Source organism: Pseudomonas tritici (assembly GCF_014268275.3).
GTDB classification, from domain to species: Bacteria; Pseudomonadota; Gammaproteobacteria; order Pseudomonadales; family Pseudomonadaceae; genus Aquipseudomonas; species Aquipseudomonas tritici.
In genome coordinates this window covers 3,426,994-3,446,947 of sequence record NZ_CP077084.1, presented here as the reverse complement: position 1 = coordinate 3,446,947, position 19,954 = coordinate 3,426,994, and the positions used below count along the sequence as shown (strand labels likewise).

General features: G+C 59.9%; 17 protein-coding genes. 10 read left to right on the top strand and 7 right to left on the bottom strand.

Annotation, left to right across the window (positions count from 1 at the left end; translation table 11 throughout):
* The first annotated feature begins 7 nt into the window (after positions 1 to 7).
* Positions 8 to 679, top strand: a complete 672-nt coding sequence (locus HU722_RS15340; RefSeq protein ID WP_065873064.1) for a DUF3313 domain-containing protein — start codon at positions 8 to 10, stop codon at positions 677 to 679.
* 55 nt (positions 680 to 734) lie between these two features.
* Here the strand turns inward: HU722_RS15340 and HU722_RS15335 are convergent, their stop codons facing one another.
* Together HU722_RS15335 and HU722_RS15330 are read right to left on the bottom strand one after the other, a co-directional pair.
* Positions 735 to 2,135: a DUF1254 domain-containing protein gene (locus HU722_RS15335; protein WP_065873065.1), complete on the bottom strand. Its 1,401-nt coding sequence runs from the start codon at positions 2,133 to 2,135 to the stop codon at positions 735 to 737.
* Positions 2,136 to 2,291: 156 nt separating this feature from the next.
* Positions 2,292 to 2,657 (bottom strand): response regulator, encoded by a 366-nt coding sequence (locus HU722_RS15330; RefSeq protein WP_065873066.1) that lies wholly within the window; start codon positions 2,655 to 2,657, stop codon positions 2,292 to 2,294.
* 238 nt (positions 2,658 to 2,895) lie between these two features.
* Between HU722_RS15330 and HU722_RS15325 the strand changes: the two genes are divergently transcribed.
* From HU722_RS15325 to HU722_RS15305, 5 genes are all read left to right on the top strand, one after another.
* Positions 2,896 to 6,393 (top strand): response regulator, encoded by a 3,498-nt coding sequence (locus tag HU722_RS15325; protein ID WP_065873067.1) that lies wholly within the window; start codon positions 2,896 to 2,898, stop codon positions 6,391 to 6,393.
* The gene (locus HU722_RS15320; RefSeq protein WP_371905342.1) at positions 6,394 to 7,224 is read left to right on the top strand and encodes a CheR family methyltransferase; all 831 of its coding nucleotides are present in this window, start codon (positions 6,394 to 6,396) and stop codon (positions 7,222 to 7,224) included.
* Entirely contained in the window at positions 7,221 to 7,826 is a 606-nt protein-coding gene (locus HU722_RS15315) for a chemotaxis protein CheB (RefSeq protein ID WP_065873068.1), read from the top strand. The genes HU722_RS15320 and HU722_RS15315 overlap by 4 nt, the downstream gene beginning before the upstream one ends.
* Positions 7,820 to 9,013, top strand: coding sequence for a hybrid sensor histidine kinase/response regulator (locus HU722_RS15310; protein WP_065873069.1), 1,194 nt, complete (start codon positions 7,820 to 7,822; stop codon positions 9,011 to 9,013). The genes HU722_RS15315 and HU722_RS15310 overlap by 7 nt, the downstream gene beginning before the upstream one ends.
* Positions 9,014 to 9,091: 78 nt before the next feature.
* The gene (locus tag HU722_RS15305; protein ID WP_049713300.1) at positions 9,092 to 9,469 is read left to right on the top strand and encodes a response regulator; all 378 of its coding nucleotides are present in this window, start codon (positions 9,092 to 9,094) and stop codon (positions 9,467 to 9,469) included.
* 364 nt (positions 9,470 to 9,833) lie between these two features.
* On the opposite strand, the gene HU722_RS15300 is transcribed toward HU722_RS15305, so the two are convergent.
* From HU722_RS15300 to HU722_RS15285, 4 genes are all read right to left on the bottom strand, one after another.
* Entirely contained in the window at positions 9,834 to 10,076 is a 243-nt protein-coding gene (locus tag HU722_RS15300; RefSeq protein WP_139113196.1) for a hypothetical protein, read from the bottom strand.
* 150 nt (positions 10,077 to 10,226) lie between these two features.
* Entirely contained in the window at positions 10,227 to 11,912 is a 1,686-nt protein-coding gene (locus tag HU722_RS15295; protein WP_065909353.1) for an ATP-binding protein, read from the bottom strand.
* Between the two features lie 2 nt (positions 11,913 to 11,914).
* Positions 11,915 to 13,417, bottom strand: a complete 1,503-nt coding sequence (locus HU722_RS15290; RefSeq protein WP_065873072.1) for an ATPase domain-containing protein — start codon at positions 13,415 to 13,417, stop codon at positions 11,915 to 11,917.
* 144 nt (positions 13,418 to 13,561) lie between these two features.
* On the bottom strand, positions 13,562 to 14,617 hold the full coding sequence (locus HU722_RS15285) for a tetratricopeptide repeat protein (RefSeq protein WP_065890966.1): 1,056 nt from the start codon (positions 14,615 to 14,617) through the stop codon (positions 13,562 to 13,564).
* Between the two features lie 217 nt (positions 14,618 to 14,834).
* Between HU722_RS15285 and HU722_RS15280 the strand changes: the two genes are divergently transcribed.
* The 4 genes from HU722_RS15280 to HU722_RS15265 are packed head-to-tail and all read left to right on the top strand — an operon-like array spanning position 14,835 to position 18,724.
* A complete protein-coding gene (locus HU722_RS15280) occupies positions 14,835 to 15,602 on the top strand; it encodes an SDR family NAD(P)-dependent oxidoreductase (protein ID WP_065880529.1) in 768 nt (255 codons plus the stop codon).
* A gap of 12 nt (positions 15,603 to 15,614) precedes the next feature.
* Positions 15,615 to 16,799: an acetyl-CoA C-acyltransferase gene (locus tag HU722_RS15275; RefSeq protein WP_065873075.1), complete on the top strand. Its 1,185-nt coding sequence runs from the start codon at positions 15,615 to 15,617 to the stop codon at positions 16,797 to 16,799.
* Positions 16,800 to 16,811: 12 nt separating this feature from the next.
* Positions 16,812 to 17,939: an acyl-CoA dehydrogenase gene (locus tag HU722_RS15270; protein WP_065873076.1), complete on the top strand. Its 1,128-nt coding sequence runs from the start codon at positions 16,812 to 16,814 to the stop codon at positions 17,937 to 17,939.
* An 11-nt stretch (positions 17,940 to 17,950) separates the two neighbouring features.
* Positions 17,951 to 18,724 (top strand): enoyl-CoA hydratase, encoded by a 774-nt coding sequence (locus HU722_RS15265; protein WP_065873077.1) that lies wholly within the window; start codon positions 17,951 to 17,953, stop codon positions 18,722 to 18,724.
* Positions 18,725 to 18,801: 77 nt separating this feature from the next.
* On the opposite strand, the gene HU722_RS15260 is transcribed toward HU722_RS15265, so the two are convergent.
* Positions 18,802 to 19,953 (bottom strand): acyl-CoA dehydrogenase family protein, encoded by a 1,152-nt coding sequence (locus HU722_RS15260; RefSeq protein WP_065873078.1) that lies wholly within the window; start codon positions 19,951 to 19,953, stop codon positions 18,802 to 18,804.
* Position 19,954 lies beyond the last annotated feature (1 nt).

Sequence of the window (19,954 nt, the reverse complement as noted above, 5' to 3'; positions counted from 1 at the left end):
TCAAAAGATGAAATTAAGGCAAGTCGTTACCGTGCTGTGCGTCGCTTCGCTTGGGCTGGCGGGCTGTGCCAGCAAGATTACGCAACCCGATGAATACTCGGGTTTTCTCTCGGACTACAGCCAACTGAAGCAAGGCAAGTCGCCTTCGGGCGCCGAAGTGATGCGCTGGGTCGACCCAACACTGGATTTGAGCCGCTACAGCGCGGTGTACATCGAACCGACGCAGTTCTACCCCAAGCCCCAGGCCACCGCCAAGATTCCGGACAGCACCCTGCGTGGCATCAACGATTATTTCAACCAAGCGCTCAAGCGTGAACTGGCCAAGTCGTTGCCCCTGGCCAATGGCCCAGGCCCAGGCGTCATTGTGGTGCGCGCGGCGATTACGGCGGTCGGCAGCAAGACCGAAGGCCTCAAGCCCTATGAGTTTATTCCGGTCGCCCTGGTGGCGGCGGCGGTCAGTACCGGTACCGGCATCCGTGACCAGGAAACCACCCTGGGCACCGAAGCGCAGTTTCTCGACGGCGCCAATGGCAAGGTACTCGCCCAAGTGGTACGCAAAGGCACCGGCAAGCCGTTGGCCAATGATTCCCAAGTGATGCAGTCCAGCGATGTGAAAGGCGTTATCGACGGCTGGGCGTCGGACCTGCACCAGTCCTATGTGAAGCTGAAAAAGCACTGAACCTCAACCCCATCCTGGCCGGCTCGTTGTTGTCACAACTGCCGGCCAGTCGCTGCTACTTCTGGGGTGTCAGGGGTGGCAGCTTCCATTGGCCATTAACTGCTTCCGGCTTGGGCAGGTACATGCGCAGTACCGCGTAGAAGGGCGCGGGCGGCGCGGGCAGCCAATTGCTCTGTTCTGCCTTCGGCGGCTCGTGGTGTTGCAGCGCCAGGGTCACGCCGCCGTCGGCGTCGCGCTTGAGGTTGGGCAGCATCCGTGAATTGATCAGGTAGCGTTTCTTGTGGTTGGGCACCAGTTGCCCGGTCTTGGCTTCATACATGGTCAGCGACCAGAATGCATCGGCCGGTGGCAGTTGGTCTTTGGCAAAGTGAACGGTGTAGCTATGACGCGCACCATTGGCCGGTTTGCCTTCGCTGTCGACGGCGTAAGTCATGTAGCTGACTTCTTCGGCCGAATTGCCGAACAAACGCTGGATAGCGCCGGCGTAGCGGTACAGGTAGTTGTTTTTCAGGCGATCACGGCTGCCATGCAGTTCGCCACTGGTGACCTGAAGGGTGTCGAGCTTGTCTTTCTTGAAGGCTGCAAACTCGGCTTTGCCATCTGCTATGCCTTGTTCCAGGGCTTTGCGCTGTTCCGCGCTGAGCTGGCTGACCTTGAAGGGCGCGCCAGGCGCGATGCCGATGGTGGCAAAGCGGGCCAGCAGGTCTTTCTCGCTGTCCTGAGGCTTGGCGTAGGCCAGCATAAAGTTCAGGTAGCGAAACAGTTGCGGGCTGTCTGTCATCGCCGCCGTGGGCTTGGGCCACTCGATCTTTGCCACCTTGGCCGGTGCGGCTTGCTTCACATAGCCGCTCAGCGGCTGCACCTTGTAGCCGTTCTGGATCTGCTTGACCTTGTTCAGGTCTTTTTCATCAAACAACTGCGTGCGGTAGAGTGCGTAGACCAAGTTGCTTTCGCTGTAGATCACCCGGTCCACATCCACAGGCTGCTGGCCCTTCCAATCAGGACCCGCGACCATGTAGTGGCCGCCATGGTTGCCGGTACTGCGAGTGCCCAGGTACGCAATGTTCTGGCTATAAAGGTCGATCAACTGCACCGAGTAATAGCGATCGTCCTCAATCCCGGGCAACGTCAGCACCATCGGCTCCCTGCGCAGGTCCATCCAGACGAAGGAATAGGGCGTGTCAGGGTTCGCCTTGGCCTGCGTGGTGTCTTTCGGGCTGAGCACTTGGGCGGAATGCCCCAGCCGATTGATCGGCGCCTTGAAGTTGGCGCCGCCTTGATCAACGGCCTGCGTATAGAGCGTCTTGTACATCTCCACCACCGGGTAGCCATACAGGTAGGCTTCTTTGGCAATCGCCCGGGCCTCACTCGGTGTTGCCGTGAAGTCAGCCCAGGCGCCGGTGCTCATGAGTATCGAGAGGCTCGCCAACAGCAGGCGCGTCGGTTTTCCAATCATGTTGTTGCGTCCTTCGTGAGTGCGTTTTGAAGAATGAGTAGGGGTGGCGCGGGGAAGCGCTGAGTTTCCGGTTTTATTGGTCGAAGGTCACGTTAATCTCTGAACATCTGACGCAAAAATGCCGCCCATGCAGGCGGCACTGAAGACAAGCCGGGATTACAGCGCAGGCAACATCGATTTGACTTTGTCGCGCAGTTGATCAATGGAAAACGGCTTGGCGATGACCTGCATGCCGGCAGACACGTCGATATTCTCGGCATAGCCGCTGGCGAACAGGATTGGCAGGGCAGGGCGTAGTTCGCGGACCTTGATCGCCAGTTGCTTGCCGTCCATGTCAGGCAGGCCGACGTCGGTCATCAGCAGGTCGATCACCTGGTCGGTGTTTTGCACCAGAGCCAGCGCCTCCTCGGCGTCGGCCGCCTCTACCACACTGAATTCCAGCTCCTCCAAGACATCGACGATGAGCATGCGCACGATGGCATCGTCTTCGACGACAAGGATGGTGGAGGTGACTGCAGACATAATCGAATTCCCAAAAAAGGCAAGGGTTTACACGCGGCCGTTCTGACAGGCCTCTTCCTTGAGTAAGCGGGCACTCATGACAAGTTCCCGCTGGCCGTAAAAACAATGCGATAGAAAAGACGAGAGAGAATAGCGGGTTCCTTCGCAGGAATCTGTACAAAACCGTTCTAGAAAAATAGTCTTGCCCGCCACTTTGCGGCAAACTCCCGGTTTTTCCACCTTTGGCCAAGGCATTTCCATGACTCCCGCGTCGTCCGTCGATGAAAAGAGCTTTCGTAACCTCCTGAGCCGAAACGTTGCACTGCCCCTGAGTGTGGGTGTGCTCAGTGCAGTGTTTTTCGTCGTGCTGATCACCTACCTGTTGTCGGTAATCCAGTGGGTGGAACACACCGATCGGGTTATCAATAACCTGAATGAATCGTCCAAGCTGACGGTGGACCTGGAAACCGGCATGCGCGGCTTCCTGATCACCGGTGACGAGCATTTCCTCGACCCCTACGAAGTGGCCAAGCCGCGAATCATCGCCGACCTGCGCAATTTGCAGGAGCTGGTGGCGGACAATCCGCAGCAGGTGGACCGCCTCAAACGCCTGGAAGCATTGCAGGCCGAGTGGAACAACTATGCCCAGTCGATGATTGATCTGCAGCGCACGAGCGGCGACTACCGCGATGCGGTCAAGGCCGGCCGCGGCAAGCGCCTGACTGACGAAATCCGCAAGGAATATGACGACGCGGTGGCGATGGAGCAGCAGTTCCGCATCGCCCGCAATGAAGAGGTCACCCGCACAACGGTGATCAGTGTCACCTTGTACTTGGCATTTGTGTTGGGGTTAAGCGGTTTCCTGGCTTATATCGGCCGTAAGAATCTTGTTTCATTATCAGACAGTTACAGCGAAAACCTCGCGTCACAACAGAAGATCGCGCGACGCTTGGAACGGCAAGCCTGGCTGCGCAATGGCCAGACCGAACTGGCTGAACAGGTCCTCGGCCAACTCACCTTGAACATGCTCGGCCGCAATATCCTGCAATTCTTTGCCCAGTACATGGGCTCGGTCGTTGGCGCGCTGTACGTGCGCGAAGAACACGGCGGCCTCAAGCGCGTGGCCACCTACGGTTTCTCCCGCGAGCAAGAGCAACGGGAGCAGGCCATCTACAGCGACGAAGGCATCGTTGGGCAGGCAGCCCATCTGGATCGGCTGATTCGCCTGGACGACGTGCCAGTGGATTATTTCAAAGTCAGTTCTGGCCTGGGTGAAGGCGCTGCCCGTAGCGTACTGGTGGTGCCGACCAACAATGACGAGCGGGTCAATGGGGTGATTGAGCTGGGTTTCCTGCGCCCACTGGAAGAGCGTGACGTCGAGCTGCTGGAGCTGATCTCCAGCAATATCGGCACCTCCATCGAGGCCGCTCGGTATCGTCAACGCCTGCAGGAAGTGCTGGCCGAGACCCAGCAGCTCAACGAAGAGCTGCAAGTGCAACAGGAAGAGCTCAAGACCGCCAACGAAGAGCTGGAAGAACAGTCACGCATCCTCAAAGAGTCCCAGGCCCACCTGGAAACCCAGCAGGCTGAGCTGGAGCAGACCAACGAGCAACTGGCCGAGCAAACCGAGACCCTCGCCGAGCAGCGCGACGCCATGGACCGCAAGAATATCGAGCTCAACCAGGCCCAGCTCGCACTGGAAGATCGCGCCGAAGAGCTGCAGCGCTCCAGCAAGTACAAGTCTGAATTCCTCGCCAACATGTCCCACGAGCTGCGCACACCGCTGAACAGCTCGCTGATCCTGGCCAAGTTGCTGGCCGAGAACCCCCAGGAAAACCTCAGCGCTGAGCAGGTCAAGTTTGCCGAGTCGATCTATTCCGCCGGCAATGACTTGCTCAACCTGATCAACGACATCCTCGACATCTCCAAGGTCGAAGCCGGCAAGCTGGAAGTGCGCCCGGAAACCTCCAGCGTGGCGCGCCTTGTAGACGGCCTGCGCGGGATGTTCGAGCCGCTGGCGGCCGATCGTAAGCTGGGTTTCCAGGTGGACGTGCAGGAAGGTACGCCGACCCTGCTGTTTACCGACCGCCAGCGCCTGGAGCAGATCCTGAAAAACCTGCTGTCCAACGCGCTCAAGTTTACCGAGCAAGGCGAGGTCAGCCTGTCGGTGTCCCGTGCACCCGGGGAAGGCATTGCCTTCACGGTGCGCGATTCCGGCATCGGTATCGCCCCGGACCACCAGGAAAGCATCTTCGAAGCCTTCCGGCAGGCCGACGGCACCACCAACCGCCGTTATGGCGGCACCGGCCTCGGGCTGTCTATTTCCCGCGACCTGGCCACCCTGCTGGGCGGTTACATCAGTGTGACCAGCGAGCCAGGCAAGGGCAGTGTCTTTACCCTGGTATTGCCGGAGCAGTATGTAGAGCGCGAAGCAGACGCGGCACCGGTCGAACAACCACGCCAAGCAGTCGTGGTGCCTGCGCCAATGCCGGTCAAGGTAACACCGCTGCCGGTAGCCGATGCCAAGCAGATCCCGCGTTTCGCCGACGACCGCGACAAGGCCCCCTTCACCACGCGCTGCATCCTGGTGGTGGAAGACGAGCCGAATTTCGCCCGCATCCTGTTCGACCTGGCCCACGAGCTCGGCTATAACTGCCTGGTGGCCCATGGCGCAGACGAAGGCTACAGCCTGGCCGAAGAGTACATCCCTGACGCGATCCTGCTGGATATGCGCCTGCCGGACCACTCCGGGCTGACCGTGCTGCAACGCCTGAAAGAACACGCCAACACCCGCCATATCCCGGTGCATGTGATTTCCGTGGAAGACCGTGTCGAGGCGGCCATGCACATGGGCGCCATTGGTTATGCGGTCAAGCCCACCACCCGCGAAGAGCTCAAGGACGTCTTTGCACGCCTGGAAGCCAAGCTGACCCAGAAGGTCAAGCGCGTACTGCTGGTGGAAGACGATGACCTGCAGCGCGACAGCATTGCCCGCCTGATCGGCGACGATGACATCGAGATCACCGCCGTTGGCTTCGCCCAGGAAGCCCTCGACCTGCTGCGCAACCATGTCTACGACTGTATGATCATCGACCTCAAGCTGCCCGACATGCTCGGTAACGAGCTGCTCAAGCGCATGGCCACTGAGGACATCTGCTCGTTCCCGCCGGTGATCGTCTACACCGGGCGCAACCTGACCCGCGACGAAGAGGCCGAACTGCGCAAGTATTCGCGCTCGATCATCATCAAGGGCGCGCGTTCACCGGAACGCCTGCTGGATGAGGTCACACTCTTTCTGCACAAAGTCGAGTCCCAGCTGTCCCATGATCGTCAAAAGATGCTCAAGACTGCGCGCAGCCGCGACAAGGTCTTCGAGGGGCGCAAGATCCTGTTGGTGGACGACGATGTGCGCAACATCTTCGCCCTGACCAGCGCCCTGGAGCACAAAGGCGCCGTGGTGGTCATTGGGCGCAATGGCCGTGAAGCCATCGACAAACTCAACGAGGTCGAGGATATCGATCTGGTGTTGATGGACGTGATGATGCCGGAAATGGACGGTTACGAGGCTACCGCCTTGATCCGCCAGGACCCGCGCTGGAAGAAGTTGCCGATCATCGCAGTCACGGCCAAAGCGATGAAGGACGATCAGGAACGCTGCCTGGCCGCCGGCTCCAATGATTACCTGGCCAAGCCGATTGACCTGGACCGCCTGTTTTCTTTGATTCGCGTGTGGCTACCGAAGATAGAACGCATTTAAGTGGAGCGACGTTTTTTGGAAACAAGCAGTGACATTGAGTTGCGCCTGTTGATTGAGGCGATTTACCTCAAGTACAGCTACGACTTTCGCGACTACTCCGGTGCGTCCGTCAAGCGCCGCGTGGCCCATGCGTTGCGCCAGTTCGACTGTGCGACCATTTCCGCCTTGCAGGAGCGTGTGCTGCACGACCCGGCGGCGTTCATGCAGTTGCTGCAATTTCTGACGATCCCGGTGAGCGAGATGTTTCGTGACCCGTCGCACTTCCTGGCGATCCGCCAGGAAGTGGTGCCGTTGCTCAAGACCTACCCGTCGATCAAGATCTGGATCGCCGGCTGCAGCACGGGCGAGGAGGTGTACTCCATGGCCATCCTGCTGCGTGAAGAGGGCTTGCTGGAGCGTACGATCATCTACGCCACGGATATCAACCCGGCGTCGTTGGAGAAGGCCAAGCAAGGCATCTTTTCCCTGGAAAACGTACGGGCCTACACGGCCAACTATCAGCAGGCGGGCGGGCAACGCTCATTTGCCGACTACTACACGGCAGCCTACGAGTACGCGATCTTCGATAAGACGCTGCGCGAGAATGTCACGTTCGCCGACCACAGCCTGGCGACTGACAGTGTGTTTTCAGAAACTCAATTAATTTCGTGTCGTAACGTGTTGATTTATTTCAATAAAAAATTGCAAGATCGCGCGTTTGGGTTGTTCCATGAGTCGCTGTGCCATCGCGGCTTTTTGGTGCTGGGCAGCAAGGAAACCTTGGATTTCTCCGCGTACGGCAAACAGTTTGAACCCTTGGTCAAACAGGAACGGATCTACCGAAAACTATGAATCAAGCGGCTGCCAGCCCGGCATCGGTCCGGGGCATAGAGGCTATCGTCATCGGTGCGTCTGCCGGTGGCGTGGAAGCCTTGCTGACGGTGTTCAGCGAATTGCCAGCGGATTTCGGCTTGCCGATCATCACCGTGCTGCACTTGCCGGATGAACGCCGCAGCCAATTGGCCGAGGTGTTCGACCGGCGTGTTGCCATGCGAGTGGTGGAGGCCCGTGACAAGGAAATGCTCAAGCCCGGCACCCTGTACTTCGCCGGGCCCGGCTACCACCTGTCGGTGGAGCAGGATCGCAGCCTGTCCCTGAGCCAGGAAGACCGTGTGCACCACTCGCGGCCGGCAATTGATTTCCTGTTTGAATCGGCCGCCGATGCGTACGGCAAAGGCTTGATGGCTATCCTGTTGACCGGCGCCAACCATGACGGCGCCCGGGGCCTGGCCCACGTCAAGCAGCAAGGTGGAACTACTGTGGTGCAAGAACCCACTGAAGCACGCATTGCTGTCATGCCCCGTGCAGCGCTGGCGCTGCATACACCCGACCACATTCTAACGTTGAGCCGGATTGGCTCACTGCTGGCTTCCCTGGAATATTCCCCATGTTAAGTACTGTGCAGGCCAAACTGCTGATCGTCGACGATCTGCCGGAAAACCTGCTGGCCCTCGAAGCGCTGATCAAGCGCGAGGACCGGCAGGTGTTCAAGGCATTGAGCGCTGACGAGGCCTTGTCCCTGTTGCTGGAGCACGAGTTCGCCCTGGCGATTCTCGATGTACAGATGCCCGGCATGAATGGTTTTGAGTTGGCCGAATTGATGCGCGGCACCGAAAAGACCAAGAACATCCCGATTGTGTTTGTCAGTGCTGCCGGCCGTGAGCTCAATTACGCCTTCAAGGGCTATGAAAGCGGCGCCGTCGACTTCTTGCACAAGCCGCTGGATATCCATGCGGTAAAGAGCAAGGTCAATGTGTTCGTTGACCTGTACCGCCAAAGCAAAGCCATGAAGCTTCAGGTAGAAGCGCTTGAGCGCAGCCGTCGCGAGCAAGAACTGTTGCTGTCGCGCCTGCAGGCCGCGCAGGCCGAGCTGGAGCAGGCGGTCCGTATGCGTGACGACTTCATGTCAATCGTCGCCCACGAAGTGCGCACGCCTCTCAATGGCCTGATCCTCGAGACCCAACTGCGCAAGATGCACCTGGCCCGGGATAACGCCGCCGCATTCACCCTGGACAAGATGCACGCCATGGTCGACCGCGACGAGCGCCAGATCCAGAGCCTGATTCGCCTGATCGAAGACATGCTCGATGTGTCGCGCATCCGCACCGGCAAGTTGTCGATCCGCCCGGCGCGTTTCGATCTGGCGCAGCTTGTGAGCAACCTGGTAGAGAACTTCGGCCCCCAAGTCGCGGCGGCGGGCTCTTCCATGGAACTGATCGTCGACGGCCCCGTGGAAGGCAACTGGGACGAGTTCCGCATCGAACAGGTGGTGACCAACCTGTTGACCAACGCACTGCGCTACGGCGCCAAAAGCCCGGTGCAGGTGCGCGTGTACAGCGAACACGGCGAAGCTCGCGTGGAAGTGCGTGATCACGGGATCGGTATCAGTGAAGAAAACCAGAAGCGAATTTTCCAGCAGTTCGAGCGTGTGTCTGCCAGCCAAGTGGCTGCGGGCCTCGGCCTGGGGCTGTTTATTTCCGAGCAGATCGTTGCAGCCCATGGCGGCACTATCGAGGTCGAGAGCCAGATAGGCGAGGGCGCCTTGTTTCGGGTGTGTTTGCCCCTCGAGGCATTGGCATGAAATCAATCGTCACCTCGACGCAACCTCTGCGTGACCCCATGGTCGTAATTGCAGCAATTGACCGGACAAAGGCTTCCCATGAGTGAAGATGCGCAAGATGTCGTTCTGATCGTCGAGGACGACGAATCCATTATGTTTGTGCTGGGCGAGTACCTGGCCGGCCTCGGCTATCGGGTATTGAAGGCCATCGATGGGGAGCAGGCCTTCGAAATCCTCGCAACCAAGCCGCACCTGGACCTTATGGTGACCGACTACCGCCTGCCCGGCGGGATTTCCGGGGTGCAGATCGCCGAGCCGGCGATGAAGTTGCGCCCGGAACTGAAAGTGATCTTCATCAGCGGTTACCCGCAGGAAATCCTTGACTGCAACAGCCCCATCACGCGCAACGCGCCGATCCTGGCCAAGCCGTTTGACCTGGATACGCTGCAAGAGCATATCCAGCGGTTGTTGGCCTGAAGGATACGGCGCCTGCCGGCAGGCGCCGCTCATTTCCCCCTCTCAGGGCGTAAGCTTCTGTACGTTTGCGTTGAGCATACTTGAAGGTGTAAACGCGAACCTGATCGCGATGGTAGGACGAGTGTGGATCGATGGGCAGGGTGATGACACCCAGGACCGTTTCCAGATCATTTTTGACCCTGGCCGCGAGTTGATCTGGCGTCATGTAACCCACAGAACCGGGTGGTAATTGCGCCTTCTTGAGCGTCCAGATGTATTGTGGCAAATGCAGCCAACACTCGATTAATGATCTGGTCGTTAAATGTGTGTCGGTTATTGATATCCCCCATCTCTCGCTTTTGGTGTTCGAACGCATCTTCATGGTTCAAGTGCGCGCCGCCTGCGAAAACCTTCTGCTGCTCCAACTGCGCAGCACGGTCGTTTGCAGCGTCAACGGTTGTTGGGCATATCGCTGAGCCAGTTGACTGTCACCATCAACGCTTGGCGGCTGTACAGAAGCGTCGGTTTGCAGAGCCGCCAGCGACAGGCGCGATGTCTGGATAAACGGGGGTTCAAATGGGACAAAATGGGCAAGCGACGGAGTGGAGAGGTGTGCAGACAGGGTCATCAGTGCATGCTCAGTCGGGACTGTCGAATAGGTTCGCAGCGTCCTTACGCGAGGGTTTCCTACCTGTTCGTGTACCGAAGGCACTAAATGATTCCACGATTACCCTGCCTGCTAATTACCAAGTAATGCAGGACGAGTGACGGTTGCTCGTCAGCGGTCCGTCATGTCGACTGACTGTTTGATCATCTCCCGGACCTTTACGGTCAACAAATCAAAGGTGAACGGCTTGGTGATCAACTGCATCCCAGGATCAAGGAAACCGCCACGCACCGCTGCATGCTCGGCGTAACCGGTGATGAACAGCACCTTGAGATCCGGACGGATCTGCCGGCCGATTTCCGCCAGTTGGCGGCCATTCATGCCGGGCAGGCCAACGTCGCTGATCATCAAGTCAATACGTTGCTCCGACTCGATGATCGGCACCGCCGTGTTGGCGTCACCCGCTTCGACATAGCCATAACCCAACTCTTTGAGTACCGCGCTGACCAGCACGCGCACGGCGGGGTCGTCCTCGACAATCAGTACCGTTTCCCCCGCATTGGCGGAAGGCAAAAGCGCTGGGTCAGCCACTAACTCGGCGGCGATTTCGCCGATGAACCGTGGCAGAAACAGACTGACCGTCGTGCCTTTGCCCACTTCGCTGTGAATGGTCACATGGCCACGCGACTGGCGGGCAAACCCGTAGATCATCGATAAACCCAGTCCCGTGCCCTGGCCGATGGGCTTGGTCGTAAAGAATGGGTCGAACACGCGGCCGATAACACTTTCCGGAATGCCACAGCCCGTGTCGCTGACGCGCAGTTCAACGTAGTCACCCGGCAGCAGGGTGCCGTAGGCGGCGGTGAACACACTGTCGAGGTGGCGGTTATTGGTTTCCACGGTCAGGCGGCCACCGTTGGGCATCGCGTCACGGGCATTGATCACTAGGTTGAGCAGGGCGTTTTCCAACTGATTGGGGTCGGCCTCGGCGGTCCACGGTTCGTGGGCGAGTTGCATGTCCAGGGCGATGCTTTCGTTGATACTGCGTTGCAGCAACTCACCCATCGAAGTTACCAGTTGGTTGATCTCCACGGGCTTGGAGTCAAGTGATTGCCGGCGCGAAAACGCCAGCAGCCGATGGGTAAGGCTCGCCGCACGGTTAGCGGAGGTGACGCCCAGATCGATGAGGCTGTCCAGGTCGTCCAATTTGCCTCGGGCAATACGCCTTCGCAGCATTTCCAGGCTGCCGATGATCCCCGTCAACATGTTGTTGAAGTCGTGCGCGATACCGCCAGTGAGCTGGCCGACGGCTTCCATTTTCTGAGATTGGCGCAGGGCTTCCTCGTTGCTGCGCAGCTGCATGGTGCGTTCTTCGACCTGCTGCTCCAAGGTTGCCAACGTACGTTGCAGGCGCAGTTCGCTCTCACTTAAGTCAACCAGGCGGTCGCGCGCCTCATACTGCCGGCGCCGGCTGCGCACGGCAGTAGTAACCAGGCTGATCAGCGTGGAGGGGTGAAACGGTCGTTCCAGAAAGGTCACGTTGCCAAGCAAATTGCTCAGGTGAGACGAGCCGCTTTGCTCCTTGCCGCCATGGTGAGTCATCAGCACGATGGGCAAATCGGACCAGGGCGGCTGGCGACGCAGGCAATCAAGCAACGTATTGAGGTCAACACCGCGCAACGCTTCGACCGCCACGATCAGCAGGCCGGCGCCTTGCTCCAGCGCCTCGCACAGTCGTGGCAAGTCGCTGGCAATCAGGCTGCCATACCCCGCTTCTTTGAGCATCATTGACGCGAGTACGCTATCGCGTCCCATCGGCGCAAGAATGATTGCTCGCTCGGATACAGGTAACGACATACTCACTCTAACGGGTCCACGAGCAGCGGGGCTTCACTCCCGATGTACGTCGGCACCCCGCGCAATACGCCCTGGAACGACTCGAGTGGGTCACCAACGGCCATGCCGCCGGCGCCGATGCGGTACTCGCGGATGGTCGACTCGTGGGTACCGGTACGTTTCTTGATCACGGAAATAGCCCGTCGGACTTTGCCGAGTGCCTCGAAGTAACGCAACAGGATCACCGTGTCTGCCAGGTAAGTAAGGTCGACGGGCGCCTGCATGTCACCGACCAGACCGTGCTGGGCAACGGTCATGAAGGTCGCGGCACCACGTCGGTTGAGGTAAAGCAACAGTTCGTGCATGTGCAGGATCAGCGAGTTCTCTTCCGGCATGGCGGCCTGGAAACCGTTGACGCTGTCGATCACCACCGTCTTGATGCCGCGTTCGTCCACGCAACGCCGCACGCGGTGAGAAAACTCACCCGGTGACAGCTCGGCGGCATCCACTTGCTCAATGAAAAGATTGCCGGTTGCCTGCAGTGCTGGAAGATCGATGTTCAACTGCCGCATGCGTTCGAACAACAGGCCGAGTTCTTCATCGAAAATAAACAGCGCGGCTTTCTCTCCACGCGACACGGCGGCAGCAGCGAACAGAATCGAAATCAGCGACTTGCCGGTGCCGGCTGGGCCTAGGATTAACGTGCTGGAGCCGGTCTCGATGCCGCCACCCAGCAATGCATCCAATTCGCCAATGCCACTGGTGAGCGTTTGACGGACATAGCCGGCGCGATGTTCGGCGGCCACCAGTCGCGGGAATACGTGGATGCCATCGCCGGCAATGGTGAAGTCATGAAAGCCGCCGCGGTATTTTTGCCCACGGTATTTGACGACGCGCACCCGGCGCCGCTCGGCACCGTAGACCGGCGTCAGCTCTTCCAGGCGGATAACGCCATGGGCAACGCTGTGTACGGTTTTATCCAGCGCTTCGGTGGTCAAGTCATCCAGCAACAGGACCGTGGCGTCATAGCGCACAAAGTAGTGCTTGATCGCCAGGATTTGCCGGCGATAGCGCAGCGAACTCTGCGCCAGCAAGCGGATTTCCGACAAACTGTCGATCACCACGCGGGTCGGCTTGACCTTTTCCACCACTTCGAATATCTGCCGGGTCGCTTCGCCCAATTCCAGATCGGACGAATACAACAGACTTTGCTGGTGATCAGTGTCGAGAATGCTTTCGGGCGGCGTCAGCTCGAATATGTGAATGTTTTCATCGAGGTCCCAGCCATGGGACTTGGCACCCTGGCGCAACTCGCGCTCGGTTTCCGAGAGTGTGATGTACAGGGATCGCTCGCCGCATTTGGCGCCGTCCTGAAGAAAGTGCAGGGCGACGGTGGTTTTGCCGGTCCCAGGCTCACCTTCGAGCAGGAACAAATGGCTGCGAGACAAACCGCCGGCAAGAATGTCGTCGAGACCGACGATACCGGTGGCTGCTTTGTCACTTGATAGCGCATTGGATGTAGACAAGAAGTGCCCTCAGGTCACATACGAGTAGAGGTGCGCGTTCGTTCGAACGCGCCATATTCTCTTGACCGTTGTGTATTCCGGGGGTTCAACCGTTTCAGGAGGTTTGTGCGGCGCGTCGGCTTTTCAGAACATTTTGCTGAAGCGCTATAGACCTTGTTGCAGCGCCGGATCGTCGGGATTCTGCTGTTCCAGTTGCGCGAGCAGCACTTGCACGTTCTGGAGCTGGCCGCTTTCCTTCCAATAGTTGACCAGCAAAACCCGGGCTTTGCGATTGGCGGGGTGGCGCTGGATGATCTCTTCCAGTTGTCGCTGGGCGGCTTCCAGTTCCTGCTGGGCGTGCAGGGTGGTGGCGAGGTCGTAGCGGTAATCCTGATTGCCCGGTTCCAACTCCACCGCTTTGGATAGACCCAGCAGGGCATAGGGGCGCTCGCCATGGTGAAGCAGCCACATCCCCAACGCGTGTTGCAGATACGCTGATTCCGGGTGCGCCGCCAATTGGCGCGCCAGGAGCTGGCGGGACTCGTCGGTCTTGCCCTGTTTATCCAGCAGCTCGATCTGCGCCACCACGGCTTGCAGGTTGTCCGGCTGCAGCCGCATGGCCTGTTCCAGGGCATCTTGTGCTTGCGGCAACAGTGCGCTGTGAATGTACAGGCGCGCCAGTTGAATCCAGCCTTCAGCCGTTTCGGGTTGGGCCTTGAGCTCTTTCACAAACTCATCCAGCACCTGCTGCAAAGGCCCGAAGTACAGGCCCAGGGTGTCGGGGGACAGACCCAGCAGGGCGTTGGCGGCGGTGAATCGGACAGCTTGTTCGGGATCGTCCAGTACCGGGCCGAGCAACAGCGTGCGCTGGCCGGTGGGCACCAGGCCGACAATGCTGTGGATGGCCGCCTCGCGGACCAGCGCCGATTCGCTGCTCAGGTCTTTATCTGCAAGCTTCAAGGCTTGAGGGCTAGGGTAATTGGGCAGTTCGGCGTGCAACGCCGCGCGGCGCTCGGGCGACAGGTCCGGCCGACCGAGTTGCTGGTACAACACGCGGGCGGCGCCTGGCTCACCGTTGCGCGCCTGTTTCAGGGCTTTGGAGTAACCCTGGGCAATCGCAGGAGGTACGGCCACCGGGGTGGAACGGGAGAAATACCAGATCAGCACAATAGACAACAGGGCGCACAGGCCGATGATGGAGTAACGGCGTGACTTTGACATGCAGGCGTCCGAAAGCGTGGGCAGGAGAGCAAAGCCGTCAGCTTCGGTCAGAGCATGGCAGGTGTCAAACCCGTGAGCAGCATGCGTCCCATCGCTTGTTGAGCGGCGGGGTCGATGACTGGCCAAAACAGTCAGCTAGCTTGAAGGTTTTGACCATTGCCGCCCTGGCGCTCCAGAGCGACTATTCCGACCATTCGGACCGTTCAAGGGAACAATAATGCAGATTGAAAACAAGATCTTCCTGGTCAGCGGCGGCGCTTCCGGTCTCGGTGCGGCTACCGCTGAAATGCTCATTGCCGCTGGTGCCAAAGTGATGCTGGTGGACCTCAACGCCGACGCGTTGGCGGCGAAGGCCCAGCAGCTCGGCGAGAACGCCCGCAGTGCAGTGGCAGATATCAGCCAGGAAGCGGCTGCCGAATCCGCCGTGCAGGCCACGGTTGCAGCGTTTGGCGGTTTGCATGGGCTGGTGAACTGCGCCGGCGTGGTGCGTGGCGAAAAAATCCTCGGCAAAAACGGCCCCCACGGGCTGGCGAGTTTTGCCCAGGTGATCAACGTCAACTTGATCGGCAGCTTCAACCTGCTGCGCCTGGCGGCTGCCGCCATTGCTGAAACCGAGGCGAATGACGATGGCGAGCGCGGTGTGATCATCAATACCGCTTCCGTGGCCGCATTCGACGGGCAAATCGGCCAGGCCGCCTACGCCGCCTCCAAAGGCGCTATTGCCAGCCTGACGTTGCCCGCCGCACGTGAGCTGGCGCGCTTTGGCATTCGCGTGATGACCATCGCCCCCGGCATTTTCGAAACACCGATGATGGCCGGCATGACGCCCGAAGTGCGCGACTCCCTGGCCGCCGGCGTGCCATTTCCGCCACGCCTGGGCAAACCCGCCGAATACGCCGCGCTGGTGCGGCACATTATTGAAAACAGCATGCTCAATGGCGAGGTGATCCGTCTCGACGGCGCCTTGCGCATGGCTGCCAAGTAAGGAGTATTTCCCATGACTGATCCCATCGTTATTGTCAGCGCCGTGCGCACGCCCATGGGCGCGTTCCAAGGCGACCTCAAGGGCCTGACGGCGCCTCAGCTGGGTTCCGCCGCGATTCGTGCCGCCGTTGAGCGTGCCGGTATCGCCAGCGACGCCGTGGATGAAGTGTTGTTTGGCTGCGTGCTACCCGCAGGCCTCGGCCAGGCGCCCGCTCGCCAGGCCGCATTGGGTGCCGGGCTGGACAAGGGCACCCGTTGCACCACCCTCAACAAGATGTGCGGCTCGGGCATGGAAGCGGCGATCCTGGCCCATGATGCGTTGCTGGCCGGCAGCGTCGACGTGGTGATTGCCGGCGGCATGGAAAGCATGTCCAACGCGCCGTACCTGCTGGACCGCGCGCGCAGCGGCTACCGCATGGGCCACGGCCGCGTACTTGACCATATGTTCATCGACGGCCTCGAGGACGCCTACGACAAGGGCCGCCTGATGGGCACCTTTGCCGAAGATTGCGCCTTGCATAACGGTTTCAGCCGTGAGGCCCAGGACGCGTTCGCCATTGCCTCGCTGACACGTGCACAGGAGGCGATCACCCATGGCAGCTTTGCTGCGGAGATCGTCCCGGTGCAAGTCACCGTGGGCAAAGAGCAGAAAACCATCCTGCATGACGAACAGCCGCCCAAGGCCAAACTGGACAAGATCGGTGGCCTCAAACCGGCGTTCCGCGAAGGCGGTACCGTCACGGCGGCCAACTCCAGCTCGATTTCCGATGGTGCGGCGGCGCTGCTGCTGATGCGCCAGTCCGAAGCTGAGAAGCGCGGCCTGAAACCTCTGGCAGTGATCCATGGGCATGCGGCATTTGCCGATGAGCCGGGGCTGTTTCCGGTGGCACCGGTGGGGGCGATTCGCAAGCTGATGACCAAGACCGGCTGGAGCCTGGGTGAAGTCGATCTGTTCGAGATCAACGAAGCCTTTGCCGTGGTCAGCCTGGTGACCATGAGTAAGCTGGAAATCCCCCACGCCAAGGTCAACATCCACGGTGGCGCGTGCGCCCTGGGCCATCCAATCGGCGCCTCAGGGGCGCGGATTTTGGTGACGTTGCTCTCGGCCTTGCGCCAGAACGGCCTCAAGCGCGGCGTCGCCGCCATTTGCATCGGCGGTGGTGAAGCCACAGCCATGGCCGTCGAATGCCTGTACTAAGGACTTATCATCATGCTGGCGAATGAAGAACAACTGCAGATCAGCGACGCCGCCCGGCAATTTGCCCAGGAGCGCCTGAAACCCTTTGCTGCCGAATGGGACCGCGAGCACCGTTTTCCCAAGGAGGCCATCAGTGAAATGGCCGAGCTGGGCTTTTTCGGCATGCTGGTGCCGGAGCAGTGGGGCGGGTGCGACACCGGTTACCTGGCCTACGCCATGGCGCTGGAAGAAATCGCCGCAGGCGACGGTGCCTGCTCGACCATCATGAGCGTGCACAACTCGGTCGGTTGCGTGCCGATCCTGAAATTCGGCAACGACCAGCAGAAAGAGCAATTCCTCAAACCCCTGGCCAGCGGCGCGATGCTCGGTGCCTTTGCGCTGACCGAACCTCAGGCCGGCTCCGATGCCAGCAGCCTGAAAACCCGCGCGCGCCTGGACGGCGACCATTACGTACTGAACGGCTGCAAACAATTCATCACGTCCGGGCAGAACGCCGGTGTGGTGATTGTGTTTGCCGTCACCGACCCGGCTGCCGGCAAACGCGGGATCAGCGCGTTTATCGTGCCGACCGACTCGCCGGGCTACAGCGTGGCGCGGGTCGAAGACAAGCTCGGCCAGCATGCGTCTGACACCTGCCAGATTCTCTTTGAAGACCTGAAGGTGCCGGTCGCCAATCGGCTGGGTGAGGAGGGCGAAGGCTACAAGATTGCCCTCGCCAACCTCGAGGGTGGCCGCGTGGGCATCGCCTCGCAAGCAGTGGGCATGGCGCGCGCAGCCTTCGAAGCGGCCCGCGACTATGCCCGCGAGCGCGAAAGCTTCGGCAAACCGATCATCGAGCATCAGGCCGTGGCCTTTCGACTGGCCGACATGGCCACGCAAATCGCGGTTGCCCGGCAGATGGTGCATTACGCCGCCGCCCTGCGTGACAGCGGCAAGCCAGCGCTGGTGGAAGCCTCGATGGCCAAGCTGTTTGCCTCGGAAATGGCCGAGAAAGTCTGCTCGGCTGCCTTGCAAACCCTCGGCGGTTACGGTTACCTGAGCGACTTCCCCCTGGAGCGGATCTACCGCGATGTGCGGGTCTGCCAGATTTACGAAGGCACCAGCGATATCCAGCGCATGGTCATCTCACGCAATCTTTAAGGAGCCGATACATGAGTTACGAAACCATCTTGCTCGAAGTCCAGGGCCGCGTCGGGCTGATTACCCTCAATCGTCCGCAAGCCCTGAACGCCCTGAATGCGCAACTGGTCAGCGAATTGAACCAGGCGCTGGATGGCCTGGAAGCCAACCCCGAAATCGGCTGCATCGTGTTGACGGGCTCGAAAAAGGCCTTTGCCGCCGGTGCCGATATCAAGGAAATGGCCGAGCTGACCTACCCACAGATTTATCTGGACGACCTGTTCAGCGACAGCGATCGCGTAGCCAACCGTCGCAAACCGATCATTGCCGCGGTCAACGGCTTCGCTTTGGGTGGCGGTTGCGAACTGGCGTTGATGTGCGACTTCATCCTGGCCGGTGACAACGCCAAGTTCGGTCAGCCGGAAATCAACCTCGGCGTACTGCCAGGCATGGGCGGCACGCAGCGCCTGACCCGCGCGGTGGGCAAGGCCAAGGCCATGGAAATGTGCCTGACCGGACGCTTCATCGACGCCGTGGAAGCAGAGCGCTGCGGAATTGTCGCGCGTATCGTGCCGGCCGATGAATTGCTGGAAGAAGCGCTGAAAGTCGCCACCCTGATTGCCGGCAAATCAGTGCCGATCAGCATGATGGTCAAGGAAAGCGTGAACCGTGCGTTTGAAGTGAGCCTGTCGGAAGGCGTGCGCTTTGAGCGCCGGGTGTTCCACGCAGCGTTTGCAACGCAGGATCAGAAGGAAGGCATGGCGGCGTTTGTGGCCAAGCGTGCGCCGGAGTTTAAAGATAAGTAACACAATTGTATAAACACTGAAGATCAATATGTGGGAGCGAGCAAGCCCGCTCCCACATTGGTTTTGTGGTGCGTCAGTCAGATCTGATAATTCTTCAGTTCCCTGGCGATCACCATCCGCTGAATCTCGCTGGTCCCTTCGTAAATCTGCGTGATCCGCGCATCCCGGTAGTAACGCTCCACCGGGTAATCCTCCAAGTACCCATACCCGCCGTGAATCTGCATGGCTGACGAGCAGACTTTCTCCGCCATTTCCGAGGCAAACAGCTTGGCCTGGGAGGCTTCCGACAGGCATGGCTTGCCGGCGCTGCGCAGTCGCGCGGCGTGCAGGATCAGCAGGCGCGCGGCATTCAGCTGGGTTTGCATGTCTGCCAGCAGATTGGCCACGCTCTGGTGTTCGATGATCGCCTTGTTGAACTGCACGCGATCACGGGCATACGCCAGCGCCGCCTCAAACGCCGCACGAGCGATTCCCAATGCCTGGGCAGCAATGCCGATGCGCCCGCCTTCCAGGTTGGACAGGGCAATCGCCAGGCCCTTGCCACGCTCGCCGAGCAGGTTGGCCTCGGGCACCGTGCATTGGTTGAGGGTGACGGCGCAGGTGTCCGAAGCGCGGATACCCATCTTGTGCTCGGTGCGATCCACTACGAACCCGGGAGTTGCCGTAGGCACCAGGAACGCCGAAATGCCTTTCTTGCCCAGCTCCGGGTCCGTCACGGCGAACACAATGGCCAGCTTGGCGCGCTTGCCGTTGCTGACGAACTGCTTGGCGCCATTGAGGACCCACTGACCGTCACGCAGTTCGGCACGGGTGCGCAGGTTGTGGGCTTCAGAGCCGGCCTGGGGTTCGGTCAGGCAGAAGCAGCCAATCGCTTGGCCGCTGGCCAGGTCCGCCAGCCAGGTTTGCTTCTGTGCATCTGTGCCGTAGTTGAGGATTGGTCCGCAACCCACTGAATTATGGATACTCATCAATGCGCCAGTGGCACCGTCCCCGGCGGAAATTTCTTCCACGGCGAGGGCGTAGGCGACGTAATCGACATACGTACCGCCCCATTCTTCCGGCACCACCATGCCCAGCAGGCCCAGTTCGCCCATCTTCGCCACCAGAGTGTCGTCGATCCAGCCGGCTTTCTCCCAGGCTTGCGCGTAGGGGGCGATTTCGCCACGGGCAAAGTCGCGCGCCATGTCGCGGATCATCACTTGTTCTTCTGTGTATTCAATGTCTTGCATG